The sequence below is a fragment of the Acidobacteriota bacterium genome (assembly GCA_026393675.1).
GTDB lineage: Bacteria > Acidobacteriota > Vicinamibacteria > Vicinamibacterales > JAKQTR01 > JBAXOX01.
In genome coordinates this window covers 1-15,745 of sequence record JAPKZQ010000006.1, presented here as the reverse complement: position 1 = coordinate 15,745, position 15,745 = coordinate 1, and the positions used below count along the sequence as shown (strand labels likewise).

The 15,745-nt window shown below is 65.4% G+C and carries 10 protein-coding genes and 1 riboswitch; of the genes, 6 read left to right on the top strand and 4 right to left on the bottom strand.

Annotated elements, in window-relative coordinates; all coding sequences use genetic code 11:
• Positions 1 to 5 precede the first annotated feature (5 nt).
• Complete coding sequence (locus tag NT151_02855) at positions 6 to 2,258, bottom strand: VWA domain-containing protein (GenBank protein ID MCX6537866.1); 2,253 nt, start codon at positions 2,256 to 2,258, stop codon at positions 6 to 8.
• Positions 2,259 to 2,449: 191 nt separating this feature from the next.
• A riboswitch (TPP riboswitch) is annotated at positions 2,450 to 2,545 on the top strand.
• Between the two features lie 85 nt (positions 2,546 to 2,630).
• Here NT151_02855 and NT151_02850 point away from each other — a divergent pair.
• Genes NT151_02850 through NT151_02840 form a run of 3 tightly spaced genes read left to right on the top strand, consistent with a single transcriptional unit; the run spans position 2,631 to position 6,124 of the window.
• Positions 2,631 to 4,991, top strand: coding sequence for a TonB-dependent receptor (locus NT151_02850; protein MCX6537865.1), 2,361 nt, complete (start codon positions 2,631 to 2,633; stop codon positions 4,989 to 4,991).
• 9 nt (positions 4,992 to 5,000) lie between these two features.
• Positions 5,001 to 5,573 carry a nicotinamide riboside transporter PnuC gene (pnuC, locus tag NT151_02845; protein MCX6537864.1) on the top strand — a complete coding sequence of 191 codons (573 nt, stop codon included), beginning with the start codon at positions 5,001 to 5,003 and terminating at the stop codon, positions 5,571 to 5,573.
• On the top strand, positions 5,570 to 6,124 hold the full coding sequence (locus tag NT151_02840; protein MCX6537863.1) for an ATP-binding protein: 555 nt from the start codon (positions 5,570 to 5,572) through the stop codon (positions 6,122 to 6,124). Before pnuC ends, NT151_02840 begins: the two co-directional genes overlap by 4 nt.
• A gap of 14 nt (positions 6,125 to 6,138) precedes the next feature.
• Here the strand turns inward: NT151_02840 and hypB are convergent, their stop codons facing one another.
• Both hypB and hypA read right to left on the bottom strand, forming a co-directional pair.
• The gene (gene hypB, locus NT151_02835; GenBank protein MCX6537862.1) at positions 6,139 to 7,059 is read right to left on the bottom strand and encodes a hydrogenase nickel incorporation protein HypB; all 921 of its coding nucleotides are present in this window, start codon (positions 7,057 to 7,059) and stop codon (positions 6,139 to 6,141) included.
• Between the two features lie 2 nt (positions 7,060 to 7,061).
• Positions 7,062 to 7,403: a hydrogenase maturation nickel metallochaperone HypA gene (hypA, locus tag NT151_02830; GenBank protein ID MCX6537861.1), complete on the bottom strand. Its 342-nt coding sequence runs from the start codon at positions 7,401 to 7,403 to the stop codon at positions 7,062 to 7,064.
• 167 nt (positions 7,404 to 7,570) lie between these two features.
• Between hypA and purL the strand changes: the two genes are divergently transcribed.
• Positions 7,571 to 11,440 (top strand): phosphoribosylformylglycinamidine synthase, encoded by a 3,870-nt coding sequence (purL, locus tag NT151_02825; protein ID MCX6537860.1) that lies wholly within the window; start codon positions 7,571 to 7,573, stop codon positions 11,438 to 11,440.
• Here purL and NT151_02820 read toward each other — a convergent pair.
• Complete coding sequence (locus NT151_02820; protein MCX6537859.1) at positions 11,433 to 13,439, bottom strand: hypothetical protein; 2,007 nt, start codon at positions 13,437 to 13,439, stop codon at positions 11,433 to 11,435. The genes purL and NT151_02820 overlap by 8 nt on opposite strands.
• Before the next feature lie 243 nt (positions 13,440 to 13,682).
• Between NT151_02820 and NT151_02815 the strand changes: the two genes are divergently transcribed.
• Both NT151_02815 and NT151_02810 read left to right on the top strand, forming a co-directional pair.
• On the top strand, positions 13,683 to 14,732 hold the full coding sequence (locus tag NT151_02815) for a hypothetical protein (protein ID MCX6537858.1): 1,050 nt from the start codon (positions 13,683 to 13,685) through the stop codon (positions 14,730 to 14,732).
• Between the two features lie 54 nt (positions 14,733 to 14,786).
• Positions 14,787 to 15,503: a hypothetical protein gene (locus NT151_02810; protein MCX6537857.1), complete on the top strand. Its 717-nt coding sequence runs from the start codon at positions 14,787 to 14,789 to the stop codon at positions 15,501 to 15,503.
• Positions 15,504 to 15,745: the final 242 nt, after the last annotated feature.

Here is a 15,745-nt window from a genome sequence, read left to right as displayed (position 1 = left end):
GCCGCTCAGGGGACGATGCGGATGGGAACGATCACTTTGTCGAGTCTCTGATCGCGGTGGATGGACAGCTCGATCAGGTAGTCGGCCGGGGCAATCGGCGCAAGAACGAGTTCCGCCGCGGCGAATCGACGGCCGGCCTCTTCGCGGAGCGCCGCCGTCACCGGGACCTGGAGCGGCTGGCCTTTCCGGTCGAGGAGCCGGGCCGAGATCGACGGCTCCGATCCGGCGATGGACACGTCGACACGGATGCGCTCGGCCCGCCGGAACCGCATGTCCAACGTCGGCTGGAACGTCGGGCCGGTGTACGGGCCGCGCCTGAAGATTAACGGCTGGCCCGGCGGCGGATCGGTGCCTACCGCCCGTGTCGGGACCGTGATCCGCAGTTGTTCGGTGAAATCCGCGACGCTGCCGGGCTCGCCCTGCATCTGTGCCCGCACGAGGTACTCGCCGGCCCTGATGTCGGCGTGCGACAGGAAGCGCACGAATGTCCGCGCCTGCGGTGTGACGCTGACTCGCTCGGACAGCAGCGTCGCGCCCAGGGCCGTCTTCAGCGTGATGGTGGCCTCGCCGGCGCGCCACTCCGGCAGCCGGGCCGCCGCGCCGTCCAGTTCTCCGACGATCCACAGCACCGGCCGTGGCTCGAGCGCGCCGTCCGGCGCCGGCTCCCACCCGAAGCCCCCGCCGAAGCGTGGGCTGCTGTCGGGTCTCATCCGGTCGAGCGAGGCCAGGGCGGCGTCGCGGGCGAACACCTCCGGATCGGCGAGCACGGACGCGCGTGCGCGGGCAGCCACCTCGGCCGCCGTGGCCGCCCGGTACCCGCGGCGCGTCCGTACTTCGACGCCCGGCCGTTTCACTCGAACGGCGATCCTGCGGAACGTGCCGTCCGCCGCCGCGTTGGTCGCGTAGTAGCCGAGCAGGTAGTAGTCGGACAAATCGTCGACCACCCGCTTCAGCGACACGCCAAGGTCGTTGGTGTTGACGAGCGCCAGGCCATCGGTGTCGGCGGCGGCCGTCTGAAGCGTTTCGAGGCGCTCGCGGAGGCGGGCCTGGTCTTCGATGACCGACGCCGGTCGGCCAACCTGGGCGGGGTCCGCGCCTTTCGGCGCGCTGATCGGGTTGTAGTCGATGGGCGTATCGAAGGAGGCGAGGCCTCGCGGGTCCACCGGATAGAAGCTGGCATTTGCACGATTGGCCTGGTCGAGCACGTCGCGGAACTCACGCCCGAGGTCCACGTTCGCCAGCCGCACCCGTGCCGCCTCGCACTTCTGCCAGTCGCCGCCGGGGCTGAGGCGCGGATCGGTTCCGCTCGTGGGCTTGCCGCCAGGGCCGACATACACCCCGGGCGGCTGGGGCGGCGGCGTGCCCTCGAGCCGCCGCGCCAGCGTCTGGTTTGGGCCGAAGAGCCCAAATCCCTCACTGATGAGCAGCACGCCTTTGCGTTCATCGCGCAGTTCTCCGAGCCGCCGCACGAGGTCTCGCAACGCATGGAGTGTCCGCCCCTCCTGTTCACGCGCCACCATCTCTTCCGCGATGCCATCGAACCTGTGCTGCGGGTCGTCCGGCGGGTAGCATCTGAAGTAGCTTTCCATCTCGGGATCGAGATCGTCGGCCGAGAAGCGCCGCGCCCAGGTCGTTTTGAGAAACGCCTCGATCGACTCCGGGCGGCGGACAAACGTCAGCTCACCCGCCTCCATCTCCGGAGTCATGGCGGCAATCAGATCGTCGGGCCCGATGGTGCGCTGAAGGAAGTTCGACAACGCCCGGTCGACGAAGCTGGGCGGGCCCATCCGCGCCTGAGGCGGCAGACGCCCCGTGGCGGATCCGGGGTTCCTTATCCGGCCGTTGTGCCACGCTGCGGGATCGGTGACGTGATAGGTGTCGAGAAACAACACGAACAGGCGGTTTCGTGGATCCCCCGCCATTTGGTTCGACTCGCGCACATTGCGCGGGTCGACCCGTTCACCCGGGGCTGTCCCGCCGCGGATGACGATGTGCTCAAAGGTCGCGATCTTCTGCACGGCTCCGTCCTCGAGGATCTCGAAATCCTCGATGCGCAGGTCCGGGACGGGCCGCCCATCCGCGCGCGGGTACACATCGACGCGGACGAAATTGACTTCGCTGCGGAATGTCGGTCGCTGCTGATCAGAGGGAGTCTGTGGCGGTGGCTGCTGACCGTCTTCGGCCGCGGCTTGGACCGCGCCGAGCACACCCGCCAGCGCCAGTGCAAGCGCGATACCGACCGCCAGACGACTCCGCATAGTTGCTTCCTCGTCCGCCCGGAGCGCCAGGGACCTCTGCTGCCAGGGGCACCCTGACACGAAACGCATGAGACACGGAACGATCATACGCCCCGGTTGCGTGGCGTCAACGGCTGAGCGTGGCTGGCTGAGCGTGACTGCGACTCGGCGTCCTTGACTCCCGGCGCCAATCGCGCGACACTCGAATCTGGCAGGACGCCTAGGGGTGGCCCAAACATACGGCCTGAGATCACACCCTCGAACCTGAACCGGGTAGTACCGGCGTAGGGAAGGCGATCGGGAGCGCGGCTCCCCGTCGATTCGAGAACTCCCCAAAGCATCCTTTTCGCTCGTTCGGCATGAGGTTCGTGCCCGACGAGAGGAGGGGTGACCATGAAGACGTTTCGACTATCGCTCGCGGCGCGTGTCGCGATCCGGACCGCGCTCGCTTTCGCCGTCGCCGTGGGCCTGGTCGGCATCGCGGCCGCGCAGGATTCCACGCCCACCATCCGCGGAACGATCCGTACGGCTGCGGGCGCCCCGCTTGCCGCCGCCGTCGTGTCGGCCGAAATTGCCGCCGAAACGCGGACCGATGAGGCGGGCCGATTCGCCCTGACGTTGCCGCGCGGCACCCACGTGCTGCGTGTGACGCATCCGTCGTATCTCCCAGCCAAGAGGAGCCTCAATGTCGGAGGCCCGGTAGACGGTGTGGATTTCGTTCTTGACCCCCTGGCCCGGTTCTCGGAGAACGTCGTGGTCGCGGCCGTCCGGGCGGACGCCGAGGCGCCGATCACCAAACGCGATCTCGATCGGCACGAGATCGAATCCCTGAACTCGGGACAGGAGATGCCGTTCCTGCTGAAGCAGGTGCCCTCGCTCACGCAGTACTCCGACTCCGGATCGGCGACCGGCTACTCGTACATCTATCTGCGTGGCATCCCGCAGACGCGGATGAACATCACGTTCGATGGCGCACCGCTTAACGAGCCCGAGGACTCGGCGTTCTACTTCTCCAACATCGGAGATTTCGCGAACGCCGTCCAGAGCATCCAGGTGCAGCGGGGGGTCGGCACGTCCACGGTCGGGGCGGCTTCGTTTGTCGGCTCCATCAACTTCGCCAGCATCGATCTCAAGGACACGCCCGAGGCCAACGTCCGGATCGGCAGCGGCTCGTTTGGTACCAACCGTGTGAGCGCGGTCCTCCAATCGGGAAAGCTGGACGGAGGACTCAAGCTCTACGGCCAGGTGGCCTACCAGGACACAAACGGCTTTCGTGATCATTCCGGGGTGAACCAGCAGAGCGTCTACGTGGGAGCCACCCATGAATCAGACGCGTCGTTCTTCAAGGTCTTCGGCTTCCTCGGACACGAGCGCACCAACCTTGCGTTTCTCGCGACCGACGAAGACACACTGAAGCAAGACCTCCGCTTCAACCCGCTGGGCGCCGATGAACGCGATAACTTCCGGCAGGGCTTTGTGAACGCCCAGTATCACCGCGCGTTTGGTCCCTCATCGGAGCTGTCGGTTCAGGGCTACTACAACGGCGCCGGCGGCTGGTATCGCGTTCGCGACGCGGCGGCAGGACTGTTCCAATACGGCCTCGACTGGCGCAGCCTCGGCGCAACGGCGACGTTCCACACGACGGGCAAGAGGCTCGACTTCACGTGGGGTGCGCACGTCAACAACTTCGAGAGCCGTCACGCTCGCGACATCGTAGACGGCTCGCGCGAGTACACGAATCACGGCTTTAAGAACGAGATCAACAACTTCGCGAAAACGATCTACACGAGCGGGCGCTGGCATCACTACGCCGACCTCCAGGTGCGGTGGGCTCGCTTCCGCTACGACGGCGATGTGCCGCTGGGCTCGGTCGGCTGGACGTTCTTCAATCCCAAGGTCGGCACCCGCGTCGATATCGGGCGCGGCGTGAGCGTCTACGGATCGATTGGCCGCGCAGGCCGGGAACCGGCCCGAAGCGACATGCTGCAGGGTGAGGACAACGCCAGCCTGCCCTACGACCTCCGGTCCGTCACACCGGAACGCGTCGTCAACGTCGAGTCGGGTGTCGAGTTCGCGCGGCCGGGCTTTACGGCGCAATTCAACGCCTTTTTCATGGAGTTCCGCCACGAGATCGCGCAAACCGGCGAACTGTCCGAGATCGGACTTCCGCTACGCCGCAACGTGGATCGCAGCTTCAGGCGCGGCGTCGAGATCGACCTGACCTGGCAGCCGTGGTCGTCTCTCCGCCTGCGTCACACGGCCACCTACAGCTACAACCGTATCCGAACCTGGACGCAGTTCTACGACATCTACGACACGGCAGGGTCCTGGCTGGCGAGCACCAGCCTCACGCACACTAACGTCACACCGTTGCTGACACCTGCGATGCTGGCGAGTGTCTTGGCCGACTATACGCCGGCGTCCTGGCTCACCGTGAGCGGGGCGGGGCGCTACGTCGGCCAGTCGCACCTCGACAACACCGGGAACCCCGCCTACGTCGCACAAGGGTTCTTCGGCCTCGACGCCGTGGCGTCGATCAATCTGACGCGGCTCTTCCGCTTCTCGGCTCGGACCGCGCCGCGACTGCGGATCCAGGTGGACAACGTCCTCGACAACCGGGCCATGTTCCCCAACGGGTACAGCTACCTGTTCTTCACCGAGGACGGCGCCGGCCGACTGCAGCCTGGCGGCACCAGGTACTACTACCCGCTTGCCACCCGGAGCATCATGGTTATGCTCGACTTGAAGTTGTGAAGACACCCAATGGGTGCGTTTGAAATCGTCGGCGTCGTCACCGGCATTCTCGGCGTCTGGCTGACCACGCGTCAGAAGATCTGGTGCTGGCCCGTTGGGCTCGTCTCGGTGCTCGCGTTCATCGTCGTCTTTTTCGAGGCGAAGTTGTACGCCGCCATGGGACTCCAGGCCATCTACGTCGTCCTGGTTGCCTACGGCTGGTACGCGTGGCTCCACGGCGGAACGGGACATGGGGAGTTGCTCGTCTCGCGCGTCCCGAGGCGAATCCTGGTGCCTTTGACGGCTGCGGGGCTGGCATCGACCGCGCTGCTGGGCGTCTGGCTCCAGAGCCGCACCGACGAATCGCTGCCCTTTCTCGACGCCTTCACCATGTCGTTCAGCCTCGTCGCCCAGTGGATGCAGACGCGTAAGCACGTGGAGAACTGGCCGCTCTGGGTCGTGGTGGACCTGATCTACATCAGCATGAGTCTGACGCAGGGCTTGAGGCTGACGGCGGGCCTGTATGTCGTCTACGTCGTCCTGGCGCTTCTCGGCTACCGCGACTGGCGCCGGTCCATGGCGATGGCGCGGGAGCCTGCATGAGCGCCAGGCCGTTCGTCGTCGTGCTCACCGGCTCGGAGTGCACCGGCAAGACGACGCTGGCCGCTGACCTGGCGGCGCACTTCGGGGCACCCGCGTCGCCGGAGTACGTCCGCGAGTACCTCGACCGCAAGGGCACGCCGCTCGACGCGTCGGATGTATCGCCGATCGCGTGCGGACAGATGCGTGTCGAGGACGAGGCGGCCTCGTCGGCGTCGCGCCTGGTCATCAGAGACACCGACCTCATCAGCACCGTCGTCTACGGCCGGCACTACTACGGCGAGTGCCCGCCATGGATAGCCGACGCGGCGAAAAAACGCCTGGCAGATCTGTACCTGTTGCTGCACCCGGATGTGCCGTGGCTGGCGGATGGCCTCCAGCGCGACAGGCCCGACGAACGCGCCTACATGCACGAGCTTTTCCGCCGGCAGTTGGAGGTGTTCGGCGCTCGCGTCGTCGATATTGCTGGATCGTGGGAGACCCGCCGGGAGACTGCGATTGCGGCTGTCGCGCAGGCGCTCTTCCGGGCCTCGTCGGCCGCGCCGTTCAGCTGAACGGCCGCGTCGGTCTATACGAGGTTCCCGGTCCGCCTGGCCTTCAGATAGTCGCACCACTCGTCCATGCCTGCGCCTGTCTTTGCCGACACGTCGAAGATCCTGGCTTTCGGGTTGACGCGCCGGATGTTGGCCAGCGCGGCGGCGCGGTCGAAGTCGACGTGCGGCGCCAGGTCGGTCTTGGTGATGACGACCACGTGGGCGTGTCGGAACATGGGCGGGTACTTGAGCGGCTTGTCCTCGCCTTCCGTCACCGAGAGCAGCGCGACCCGCAGATCCTCGCCGAGGTCGAACTCGGCCGGACACACGAGATTGCCGACGTTCTCGATGAACAGCACGTCGAGCGCCTTCGCATCAAGCTGCCCAACCGCCCGCGCGATCATCTCCGCATCGAGGTGGCAGAGCGTTCCGGTGGAGATCTGGACCACCGGCGCCCCGGTCGTGCGCAGGCGCCTCGCGTCGTTGTCGGTTTCAAGATCGCCGACGATGACGCCAACGCGCGTGACGGGTTGCAGCCGTTCAATCGTCTTCTGAAGAAGCGCGGTCTTACCCGACCCTGGTGACGACACGACGTTCAGCGTGAACAGGCCAAGGGCCTTGAAGAAGCCGCGATTGCGCTCGGCCATCCTGTCGTTGGCCGCAAAGATGGACTGGTGCACCGCGATCTCGCGATGCGGCTGATCGTGGTCGTGGGTGTGGTCGTGGAGATGTTCGTGGTCGTGCGCAAGATCGTCCGAGTGCGGATGCGCATGCTCGTGGGCGTGGTCGTGTTCGCGCCCGTGCGCGTGCTCGTGTCTATGCACGTGCCCGTCACCGTGATCGTGCTCGTGACTGTACGCGTGCGGGTCCTCGATCAGCGGTGAACTCACCTCGGAAGCCGGCTTGCCATCGATCCTGGTCGGCCCCGGAAGGCCGCATCCGCATTCCACGCACATGATCAGTCAACCTCCAGCGAGACCACGTCCAGTTCCCGACCCCGCCGCATATCAAAGCTGGGCTCGTGGCACGTCGGGCACCCGCCAATCAGATCGTCGGACTCGAACTCCGCGGCGCAGGTCATGCACCAGAAGGCGCCGGGCACGAACTCGACGTCGAGCCGCGCGCCGGCGGCCATGGTCCCTTCGCGCAGCACCGCGAAGGCGTGGTCCAGAGCCTCCGACACGACGCCGGTCATGCGGCCGACCCGCATCTTGACCTCGCGGATGCGCAGAGCGCCGGATGTCCGCGCCTGCGCCTCGGCGATCTCGAGAACCGACTGCATGATACCCACTTCGTGCACGGCTCTCCTGATTCTATACCTGCCGGGCGCTGTCGCTCCGTGGCGCGGTCTATTCACGAAGGTCCAGAATAGACCGACCCTCGTGGTTCGACTTCGCTCGCCACGCCCTGAGCGCAGTCGAAGGGCGGGAGCCGTCGTGTCGGCAGACAGGGTAGAATTCCAAGCGCATGACCGTCCTCAAGACGCCGGGGGGCCTGGCGCTCTCAAGCTTCCGCCTCGACAAGCTCAATGCCCTGGTTCGTGCCACCAAGGCCGGGTTCGAGATCCGATCGGCCCGGTTCTGGCATTTTGTCGAAACCACGCGGGACCTGACTCAGCCGGAGAGCGACACACTCACGAGATTGCTGACCTACGGCGACGCCGCGCCAGAGGCCGTGGGTCGTCCGATCCTGGTGACGCCCAGATTCGGGACGATCTCACCGTGGTCGTCGAAGGCCACCGACATCGCGAAGCAGTGCGGGCTCGACGCCGTCAGGCGCATCGAGCGTGGAACGGCGTTCGATGTGGAGGGCGCGGGTCTCCTATCAGCCATCCTTCCGCTGCTGCACGATCGGATGACAGAGACGGTCGTCAACAGCTTCGATGAGGCCGACGAACTGTTCCACCACTACGCCCCGAAACCGCTGACCCTGGTGGACGTCCTCGGACGTGGGCCTGCGGCGCTTGACGAAGCCAATGCGAGGTTCGGTCTCGCTCTCGCGCCCGACGAGATTGACTATCTGGTGGCGTACTTCACCAGCCATAGGCGCAATCCGACCGATGTGGAGCTCACGATGTTCGCGCAGGCGAACTCCGAGCACTGCCGCCACAAGATCTTCAATGCTTCGTGGATTATCGACGGCCAGCCCTGCGACGACTCGCTCTTCGCGATGATCCGGACGACCGACGAGAAGAACCCGCAAGGCACGGTGGTGGCGTATTCCGACAACGCCGCGGTCATGGAAGGACGCCGTGTGCGCCGTTTCTTCGCGGACGCGGAGACCGGCCTTTACGGCTACCGCGAGACGCATCTCCACACACTGATGAAGGTGGAGACACACAATCATCCGACAGCCATCTCGCCGTTTCCCGGCGCGGCAACAGGATCGGGCGGCGAGATCCGCGACGAGGGTGCCACTGGTCGCGGCTCGAAGCCCAAGGCGGGTCTCTGCGGCTTCTCCGTGTCACACCTGCGCATTCCCGGGTACGAGCGGCCATGGGAGGATCCGGAATCCAGACCCGGCCGCATCAGTTCCCCCTTGGCCATCATGATTGACGGCCCGATTGGCGCGGCCTCGTTCAACAACGAGTTCGGGCGTCCCAACCTCGCTGGGTACTTCCGCAGCTACGAGCAGCGTGTGGGCGGCGTGGTTCGCGGATACCACAAGCCCATCATGCTGGCGGGGGGCGTGGGCAACATCTGCGCCGACGACGCGTACAAAGCGGACATCCCGCCCGGCTCGCTGCTGATCCAGATCGGGGGGCCCGGCATGCTCATCGGGATGGGCGGCGGGTCTGCCTCGTCTATGACCACCGGCACAAACACGGCCGATCTCGACTTCGATTCGGTCCAGCGGGGCAACGCCGAGATCCAGCGCCGCGCCCAGGAAGTCATCGATCGCTGCGGGGCCCTCGGCGCGTCCAATCCCATCCTCTCGATCCACGACGTCGGCGCGGGGGGCCTGTCGAACGCGTTGCCGGAGCTCGCGCACGGCGCCGGCCGGGGAGCGCGAATCGACCTGCGGGCGGCTCCCAACGAAGAGCCCGGGATGACGCCTCGTGAGGTGTGGTGCAACGAGGCGCAGGAGCGGTACGTGCTGGCGATTGCCCCGGGTGATCTCGATCGCTTCCGCGCGCTCTGCGAGCGCGAGCGCTGCCCGTTTGCCGTCGTCGGCGTCGCCACAGACGACGAGCGGCTCGAAGTGCGCGACCCGCTCTTCGACAACGCACCTGTCGACATGGACCTGCCGGCGCTACTCGGGAAGCCGCCACGAATGACGCGCGATGTCGCACACGCGCACATCGACGTTGCTCCGTTTGATGGACGAGGTGTGTCGTTGGCCGAGGCCGCGCATCTGGTCCTTCGCGCGCCGACGGTTGCCGACAAGACGTTTCTCATCAGCATCGGCGATCGCACCGTCGGCGGCCTGTGCTCACGCGACCAGTGCGTTGGACCATGGCAGGTTCCAGTGGCTGACTGCGCGACGACGCTCCTGGCCTTCGAGGGCTACGCGGGCGAGGCGTTCGCCATCGGTGAACGGACGCCAATCGCGGCGACCAACGCGCCGGCCTCCGGGCGAATGGCTGTCGGGGAGGCGCTCACGAATCTCGCCGCCGCCCCCGTGCATGCACTCTCACTGGTCAAGCTGTCGGCCAACTGGATGGCCGCCGCAGGCGCGCCAGGCGAGGACGCGGCACTCTATGACACGGTTTGCGCCGTTGCGATCGATCTGTGCCCGGCCCTGGGCATCAGCATTCCCGTCGGCAAGGACTCGATGTCGATGCGCACGCGGTGGACCGAGGCAGGCGCGACGCGCGATGTCGTCAGTCCGGTGTCGCTCATCATCTCGGCGTTCGCCCCCTGTGATGACGTCAGACCGACATGGACGCCGCAGTTGAAAACCGACGCGGGCCCGACCTCTCTTGTGCTCATTGACCTGGCAGGCGGCCAGGCGAGGCTGGGCGGTTCGATCCTGGCGCAGGTGGTTAGCCAGGTCGGCGGCGACGTGCCGGATCTCGACGACCCGGCGGCGATTCGCGGCCTGTTTGCGGCGCTCGCTGAACTGCGCACCGCCGGCCTCGTGCTGGCGTACCACGATCGGTCGGACGGCGGCCTGTTCGTGACGGCGGCGGAAATGGCGTTTGCCGGACACGTGGGCCTTGCGCTTGATGCCGACGCCATTGGCGCGCATCCGGCCGCCGACGATACCGCCCTTCTTGCCAAACTGTTTGCAGAGGAGTTGGGCGCAGTCATCCAGGTTCGCGATGCCGATTTGTCGCGCGTGCTCGCCGTGCTCCAGTCGCACGACCTTGACGGCCGTGTGGTCGGACGCGTCACCGATGACGACGTGCTGCGTGTGGCGCGCGGCGGCCAGGAACTCTTCAGCGAGTCGCGTGTCGCGCTGCAACGAGTATGGAGCGAGACCACCTGGCTGCTGCAGTCTCTCCGCGACAACCCGGTTTCAGCGCTTCAGGAGTACGACCGGATTTTGGATGGCGGCGATCCGGGCATCACCCCGGTTGTGCGATTCGACCCGACTGACGAAGTGGGTGCGCCGTTTATCGCGACAGGCGTCAGACCGCCCATGGCGATTCTACGCGAACAGGGCGTGAACGGCGAGGTCGAGATGGCGGCGGCCTTCGACCGGGCCGGTTTCGAGGCGCATGACGTGCACATGAGCGACATCATTGCGGGACGCGTGTCGCTCGAATCGTTTCGGGGTTTGGTCGCGTGCGGCGGATTCTCATACGGTGACGTGCTTGGCGGCGGCGAGGGGTGGGCGAAGTCGATCCTCTACAACACCCGCGCCCGTGACCAGTTCGCCGCGTTCTTCGAGCGGCCGGATACCTTCGCGCTGGGTGTCTGCAACGGATGCCAGATGATGGCCGCGCTGAAGTCGCTCGTCCCGGGAGCCGCGGCCTGGCCGAGATTCGTCAAGAACGCGTCCGAACAGTTCGAGGCTCGGCTCATCACGGTAGAGATCGTGCCGAGCCCCTCGCTGTTCTTCACCGGGATGGCCGGGAGTTTCCTTCCGGTTGTCACCGCGCATGGCGAAGGCAGGGCGGTGTTCGAACGATCCGCCGATGCGCAGCGCGTCATCGTGTCGGCTCGCCAGGTTGACAATCGGGGACAGGCGACCGAGACCTATCCCCTCAACCCCAACGGTTCTCCCCGCGGCTTGACAGCCGTGACCACCGCCGATGGCCGGTTCACGATTCTCATGCCGCACCCGGAACGGGTGTTCCGATCGGTCCAGCTCTCGTGGCATCCGGATGGCTGGGGTGAAGACAGCCCCTGGATGCGGCTCTTCCGCAACGCTCGGGTCTACGTTAGTTAGTGCCCTTGACGGCCGGCGCCTTCGTCGGAGCCGGCAGGTCGACAATCGCGGCCTGCAAGATATCCTTGGTCTTCTCATCCTGCACGAAGGCCACCACGCGCAGGTGTGCCATGTCGATGGCGTTCTTGCGTTCGATGAACTGGAACTTGCCGAAACGCTGATTCGCGCCGCCCTCCATCGCATCGAGGTGCGCCTTGGCATCGGCGACGGCCTTGGCCACATCGAACGTGTGCGTGACCTTCGACGTCTGCCCCGGAGTCACCGCGAAGCCGAGCTTGTCCTTTTCGGTCGACGCGAGACTTCGGACGACCATCGGGTGGAACCGCACGCCGTTCTCGCCTGTGTAGTGCACGAGTTCCTCGACCAGTGCGACCTGTAATCTGAGTTTCTGATCTGGCTTTCCGGTTTTCACCGTCTTCCCCACTTCGACGGCAACGTCGACCGCCCCGCCCTTCATGCTGGCCTGCAGCTTGATCCGCGCACCAGGCTTGACATCGAGGCGTTTGTCGACGACGGATTCAACCGTCTCCTTGAAGAGCTTCTCCGCCTGGGCCGCGCCGCCGCCGCCTACTTTCTGGTTTCCGCCGTCGATGAAGTAGGTGGGCGTCCCCGGCACGTCGTAGAAGTCCTTGCGCGTTTGCGTGGACGGGTTGGTCATCGGATCGGGCCGCGGAATGTGGAGATGGTACACGAGCACCGCGACGTCTTTGGCGGAGTAGCGATCAATGGCCGCTTCAAATGCCATATCGGCGGCGACGCACGGCGGACAGCCAGCCCCGGTAAACAGTTCAGCGACGACCATGCGGTCGGTTCGCTTCTTTGAAGCCGCGTACGGTTTGGCCTCGACCTTCGGGGCGTCCTTCTCGTAGCGCTCGTCCAGCATCTTGTCGAGGTCGACCGGCGACCCACCGTGGGTCTGCTTGTAGACCGCCTCAAGTTCGGCGCGTGAGGCGGCCGTCACCCGGCCGGCCAGCGTGGCGACCGTCAGGTACTCGAGCTGCTCGTACGGGTGGTTGGCCAGTTTCGCGTAGTCCGCCAGCTTCAGGGCCGCGGCAGCCCCGGATTTGGGCTGCAGATTGTAGGCTTCGCGGTAGCTCTTCTCGGCTTCAGCCGTTTTCCCGCGCTTGTCGTAAACTTGGCCGAGCGTCATCAGACCCGTCTGCCGCATCGACACCAGCCGGATCGAGTAGTCCGCGTCAGTTGCGGCAGGCCGCGGCTTGGCCTTCGGATCCCGCTTGAGTGCTTCGGCTTGCGACTCGGCTGCGGCTTTCTTCTCGGCCTCTATCCAGGCCTTCTCGTTGCCGAGCAGGTCGAGCGCCTTCTTCGCGTACTGCTCGGCCTCGTCGAGCAGCATGCTGGCACTCGCAAATCCACTGGCGGTGGACCCGAGGCGCCGCGCCTGTTCGTTCGGCGTGGCTGCACCGTCGACATACTTCTTCGCCTGCTCCTGCAGGGTCTTGATGTCGGTCGACGCTTTTTTGGTCAGCGTGTTGATGATCATGTTCTCGGCGGAGCTGGCCGCCGAGGTCTTCGGGAAGTCCGCCATCACCTTCTTGAACGCTTCGATCTGCTTGTCGGGATCGGTGATTGCCGCTGCATCCCTTAGCGCCTTGGCCTCGGGTGTCACCTCGCGCGCAGCAGCCGGAGCGGCAGGGGCGGCCTTCGGATCAGCGGGTTTCTGCCCGGTCGATCCCGCGGCAGGCGGCTTCGCCTGATCGGCAGGCTTGGCCTGATCAGCAGGCCTCTGCGCCCCGGCCGTGGTCGCCGCGGGCGGCTTCGCCTGGTCCGCGGGCTTGGCTTGAGCAGCAGGCGCAGCCGGCTCGGCGGGCTTGGCCTGCGCCGTGGCCGGCGGAGTCTGTTTCGTATCCGCGGGCTTGGTTTGAGCAGCAACGGGGGCGACGCCAATGATGGCGGCGGCCAGCGCGGCGACGCACAGTCGGAAAGTAAGACGGGAGCACTGTTCAATCGTCATGATGCCTCGCGACGTCCTTCGTTTCATGAAATCGGCAACCAATCCGCTCACTCAGGACGTCGTGCTGAGCGAGCGTTCCTGCCGATTCGGCTCATCATATTACGCAGCCATGACTGCGAGTCGAAGCACAAACGGAAAGCCCTGGCGGGTCTTGGGCGCCCCATTGTGCAGCGAAACCTGCGTCGATGTCACCTGCCGCAAGAGCCGCCTTGACTCAGTGAATTCGGACGTGCCATTGTCGAAGGTCGGGACTTGTGAAGGGGGTGCCGTGTGACGGGTGGATCTGGCGCGTTTCGGTGGGTGGCTGTTCTGGGCCTGGCATGCACGACGGCCCTGGTAACCGGACTCGCGGCCAACGGGCAGGCCCCGGCGCAGAACGTCGCGGCGGCGGCACCCCAGGCGACCGGTTCGGAGCTGCCGATCCACAAGATTCCGATTGCGGGCGAGGCCGCCGAAGGGTACTTCTCCCCCGACGGCAAGAGCATGATCTGCAACGCCAAGATGGCGGACGACAAGCAGTTCCAGGTCTACACGTTCAACCTGGATGGCACAAACGTCCGGCGGATCAATGACAAGGGTGGTGACGCCTGTTCGTTCTATTACCCGGACGGGAAGAAGCTGATCTGGACGTCTACGCGCGACAACCTCGACATGCCGGCCGGCAACTACTCTGACGCCAACGACTACCCGCAGGGAGCCGAGCTCTACACCTCCGATCTCGACGGCGGCCACGTGGTCCGGATGACCACCAACAAGGTGTACGACGCCGAGGTGACGGTCTCGCCCGACGGCAAGTGGATCCTGTTCGGACGCCAGACCGACGGGAAGATGGACCTCTACAAGATGCGGCCTGACGGGAGCGAACTGTTCCAGATCACGCACACGGCCGACTGGCAGGAAGGCGGGGCTCGGTGGATGCCGGACGGCAAGACGATCATCTACCGCGCGTGGAAGATCCAGGATCAGAACCAGCGCGGCATGCCGATGCAGATCTTCACCATCAAGCCCGATGGCACCGACACGAAACAGATCACGTCGGAGATCGGCACCAACTGGGCGCCGGCGCCGGCACCAGATGGACGGCACTTCGTCTTCGTCAAGCTGCTGCCGCCACGCAATTTCGAGATCTTCATGATGGATCTGGTGAGCGGTGAACAACGCCGACTCACCTTCAACGACGCATTCGATGGGTTCCCGGACATCTCGCCAGACGGCCACTGGATGGGCTTCTCGTCGAGCCGCGACGCGAAGCCGGGCGAGCGAAAGATGTTCATGTACCTGATGGACATCTCGTCGCTGAATGTCGGCCCCAAGAAGTAGGACGTAGTCGGTCAGATCGAGGCCGGGGCTTCAGCTCCGGCGAACAGGATAGCCATGGATCAGCAGGCCCTCACGATTGTTCACTACTTCCCGATCGGGACGTCGATCATCGCGATCACCTTTTCGACGTTACTGTTCCGGAAGTACTTCGCGCATCGGTCGCCGCACCTGTTCTGGTGGGCCTTCGGAGTCGCTTGTTATGGCAGCGGCACGGTCGTCGAAAGCCTGATTACGCTGTCTGGCAACACGGTGTTGCTGAACAAGCTCTGGTACGTCACGGGGGCGCTGCTCGGAGGCTATCCGCTGGCCCAGGGGTCGGTGTACCTCACGCACTCGAAGAAGTTCGCCGATCGAGCGACGATGATCACGCTGCCGTTCGTGATTATCGCGTCGATCCTGGTCTTTCTGTCGCCGGTGCGGATGGAGATGCTCCAGGTGACTCGTCCCACCGGAGCGATCCTGGGCTGGAGCTGGATCCGGCTGCTCACGCCGTTTATCAATATCTACGCCTCGTTCTTCCTGATTGGCGGCGCAGCCTACAGCGCGTGGAAGTATCTCCACAACCAGCATGACGGCCACCGGGCGGCCGGAAACGCCTTGATCGCCGTGGGCGCGCTCATGCCTGGCATCGGCGGGTCGATGGCAAAAGCCGGCTACGTCGAAGTGCTCTACGTGCTCGAGTTCATCGGCCTGATCCTGATCTGGATTGGCGACCGGGTGTGCAGCGTGTCGCCATCGATCAACGCCAAGACGAAACGCGCAAGCGCGTAGCGGCCACGCCGCCTACGCCCGAGGCTTCGGCGTCCCAAGGGGAGGCCGTCCCTTCGTCCTTGTCCTTTGCGCGCAACATCGTCGCGGCGGGACGACGGTTCCTTCGCGTCCCCGCTCACACAAGCCGGGTGGAGTAGGCCCCAGTCCGCCGTGGAATCACGCACGGACCAGCAACCCCTCGTCAAACCGTACGTGCGGATTTCCCGCATACGGCTTCCCTCGACGTTCACCGAGTATGCCTT

Coding starts and splice junctions, on each gene's coding strand:
- NT151_02855 (MCX6537866.1), bottom strand. CDS start 2,258: ATGCGGAGTCGTCTGGCGGTCGGTATCGCGCTTGCACTGGCGCTGGCG.
- NT151_02850 (MCX6537865.1), top strand. CDS start 2,631: ATGAAGACGTTTCGACTATCGCTCGCGGCGCGTGTCGCGATCCGGACC.
- pnuC (MCX6537864.1), top strand. CDS start 5,001: ATGGGTGCGTTTGAAATCGTCGGCGTCGTCACCGGCATTCTCGGCGTC.
- NT151_02840 (MCX6537863.1), top strand. CDS start 5,570: ATGAGCGCCAGGCCGTTCGTCGTCGTGCTCACCGGCTCGGAGTGCACC.
- hypB (MCX6537862.1), bottom strand. CDS start 7,059: ATGTGCGTGGAATGCGGATGCGGCCTTCCGGGGCCGACCAGGATCGAT.
- purL (MCX6537860.1), top strand. CDS start 7,571: ATGACCGTCCTCAAGACGCCGGGGGGCCTGGCGCTCTCAAGCTTCCGC.
- NT151_02820 (MCX6537859.1), bottom strand. CDS start 13,439: ATGAAACGAAGGACGTCGCGAGGCATCATGACGATTGAACAGTGCTCC.
- NT151_02810 (MCX6537857.1), top strand. CDS start 14,787: ATGGATCAGCAGGCCCTCACGATTGTTCACTACTTCCCGATCGGGACG.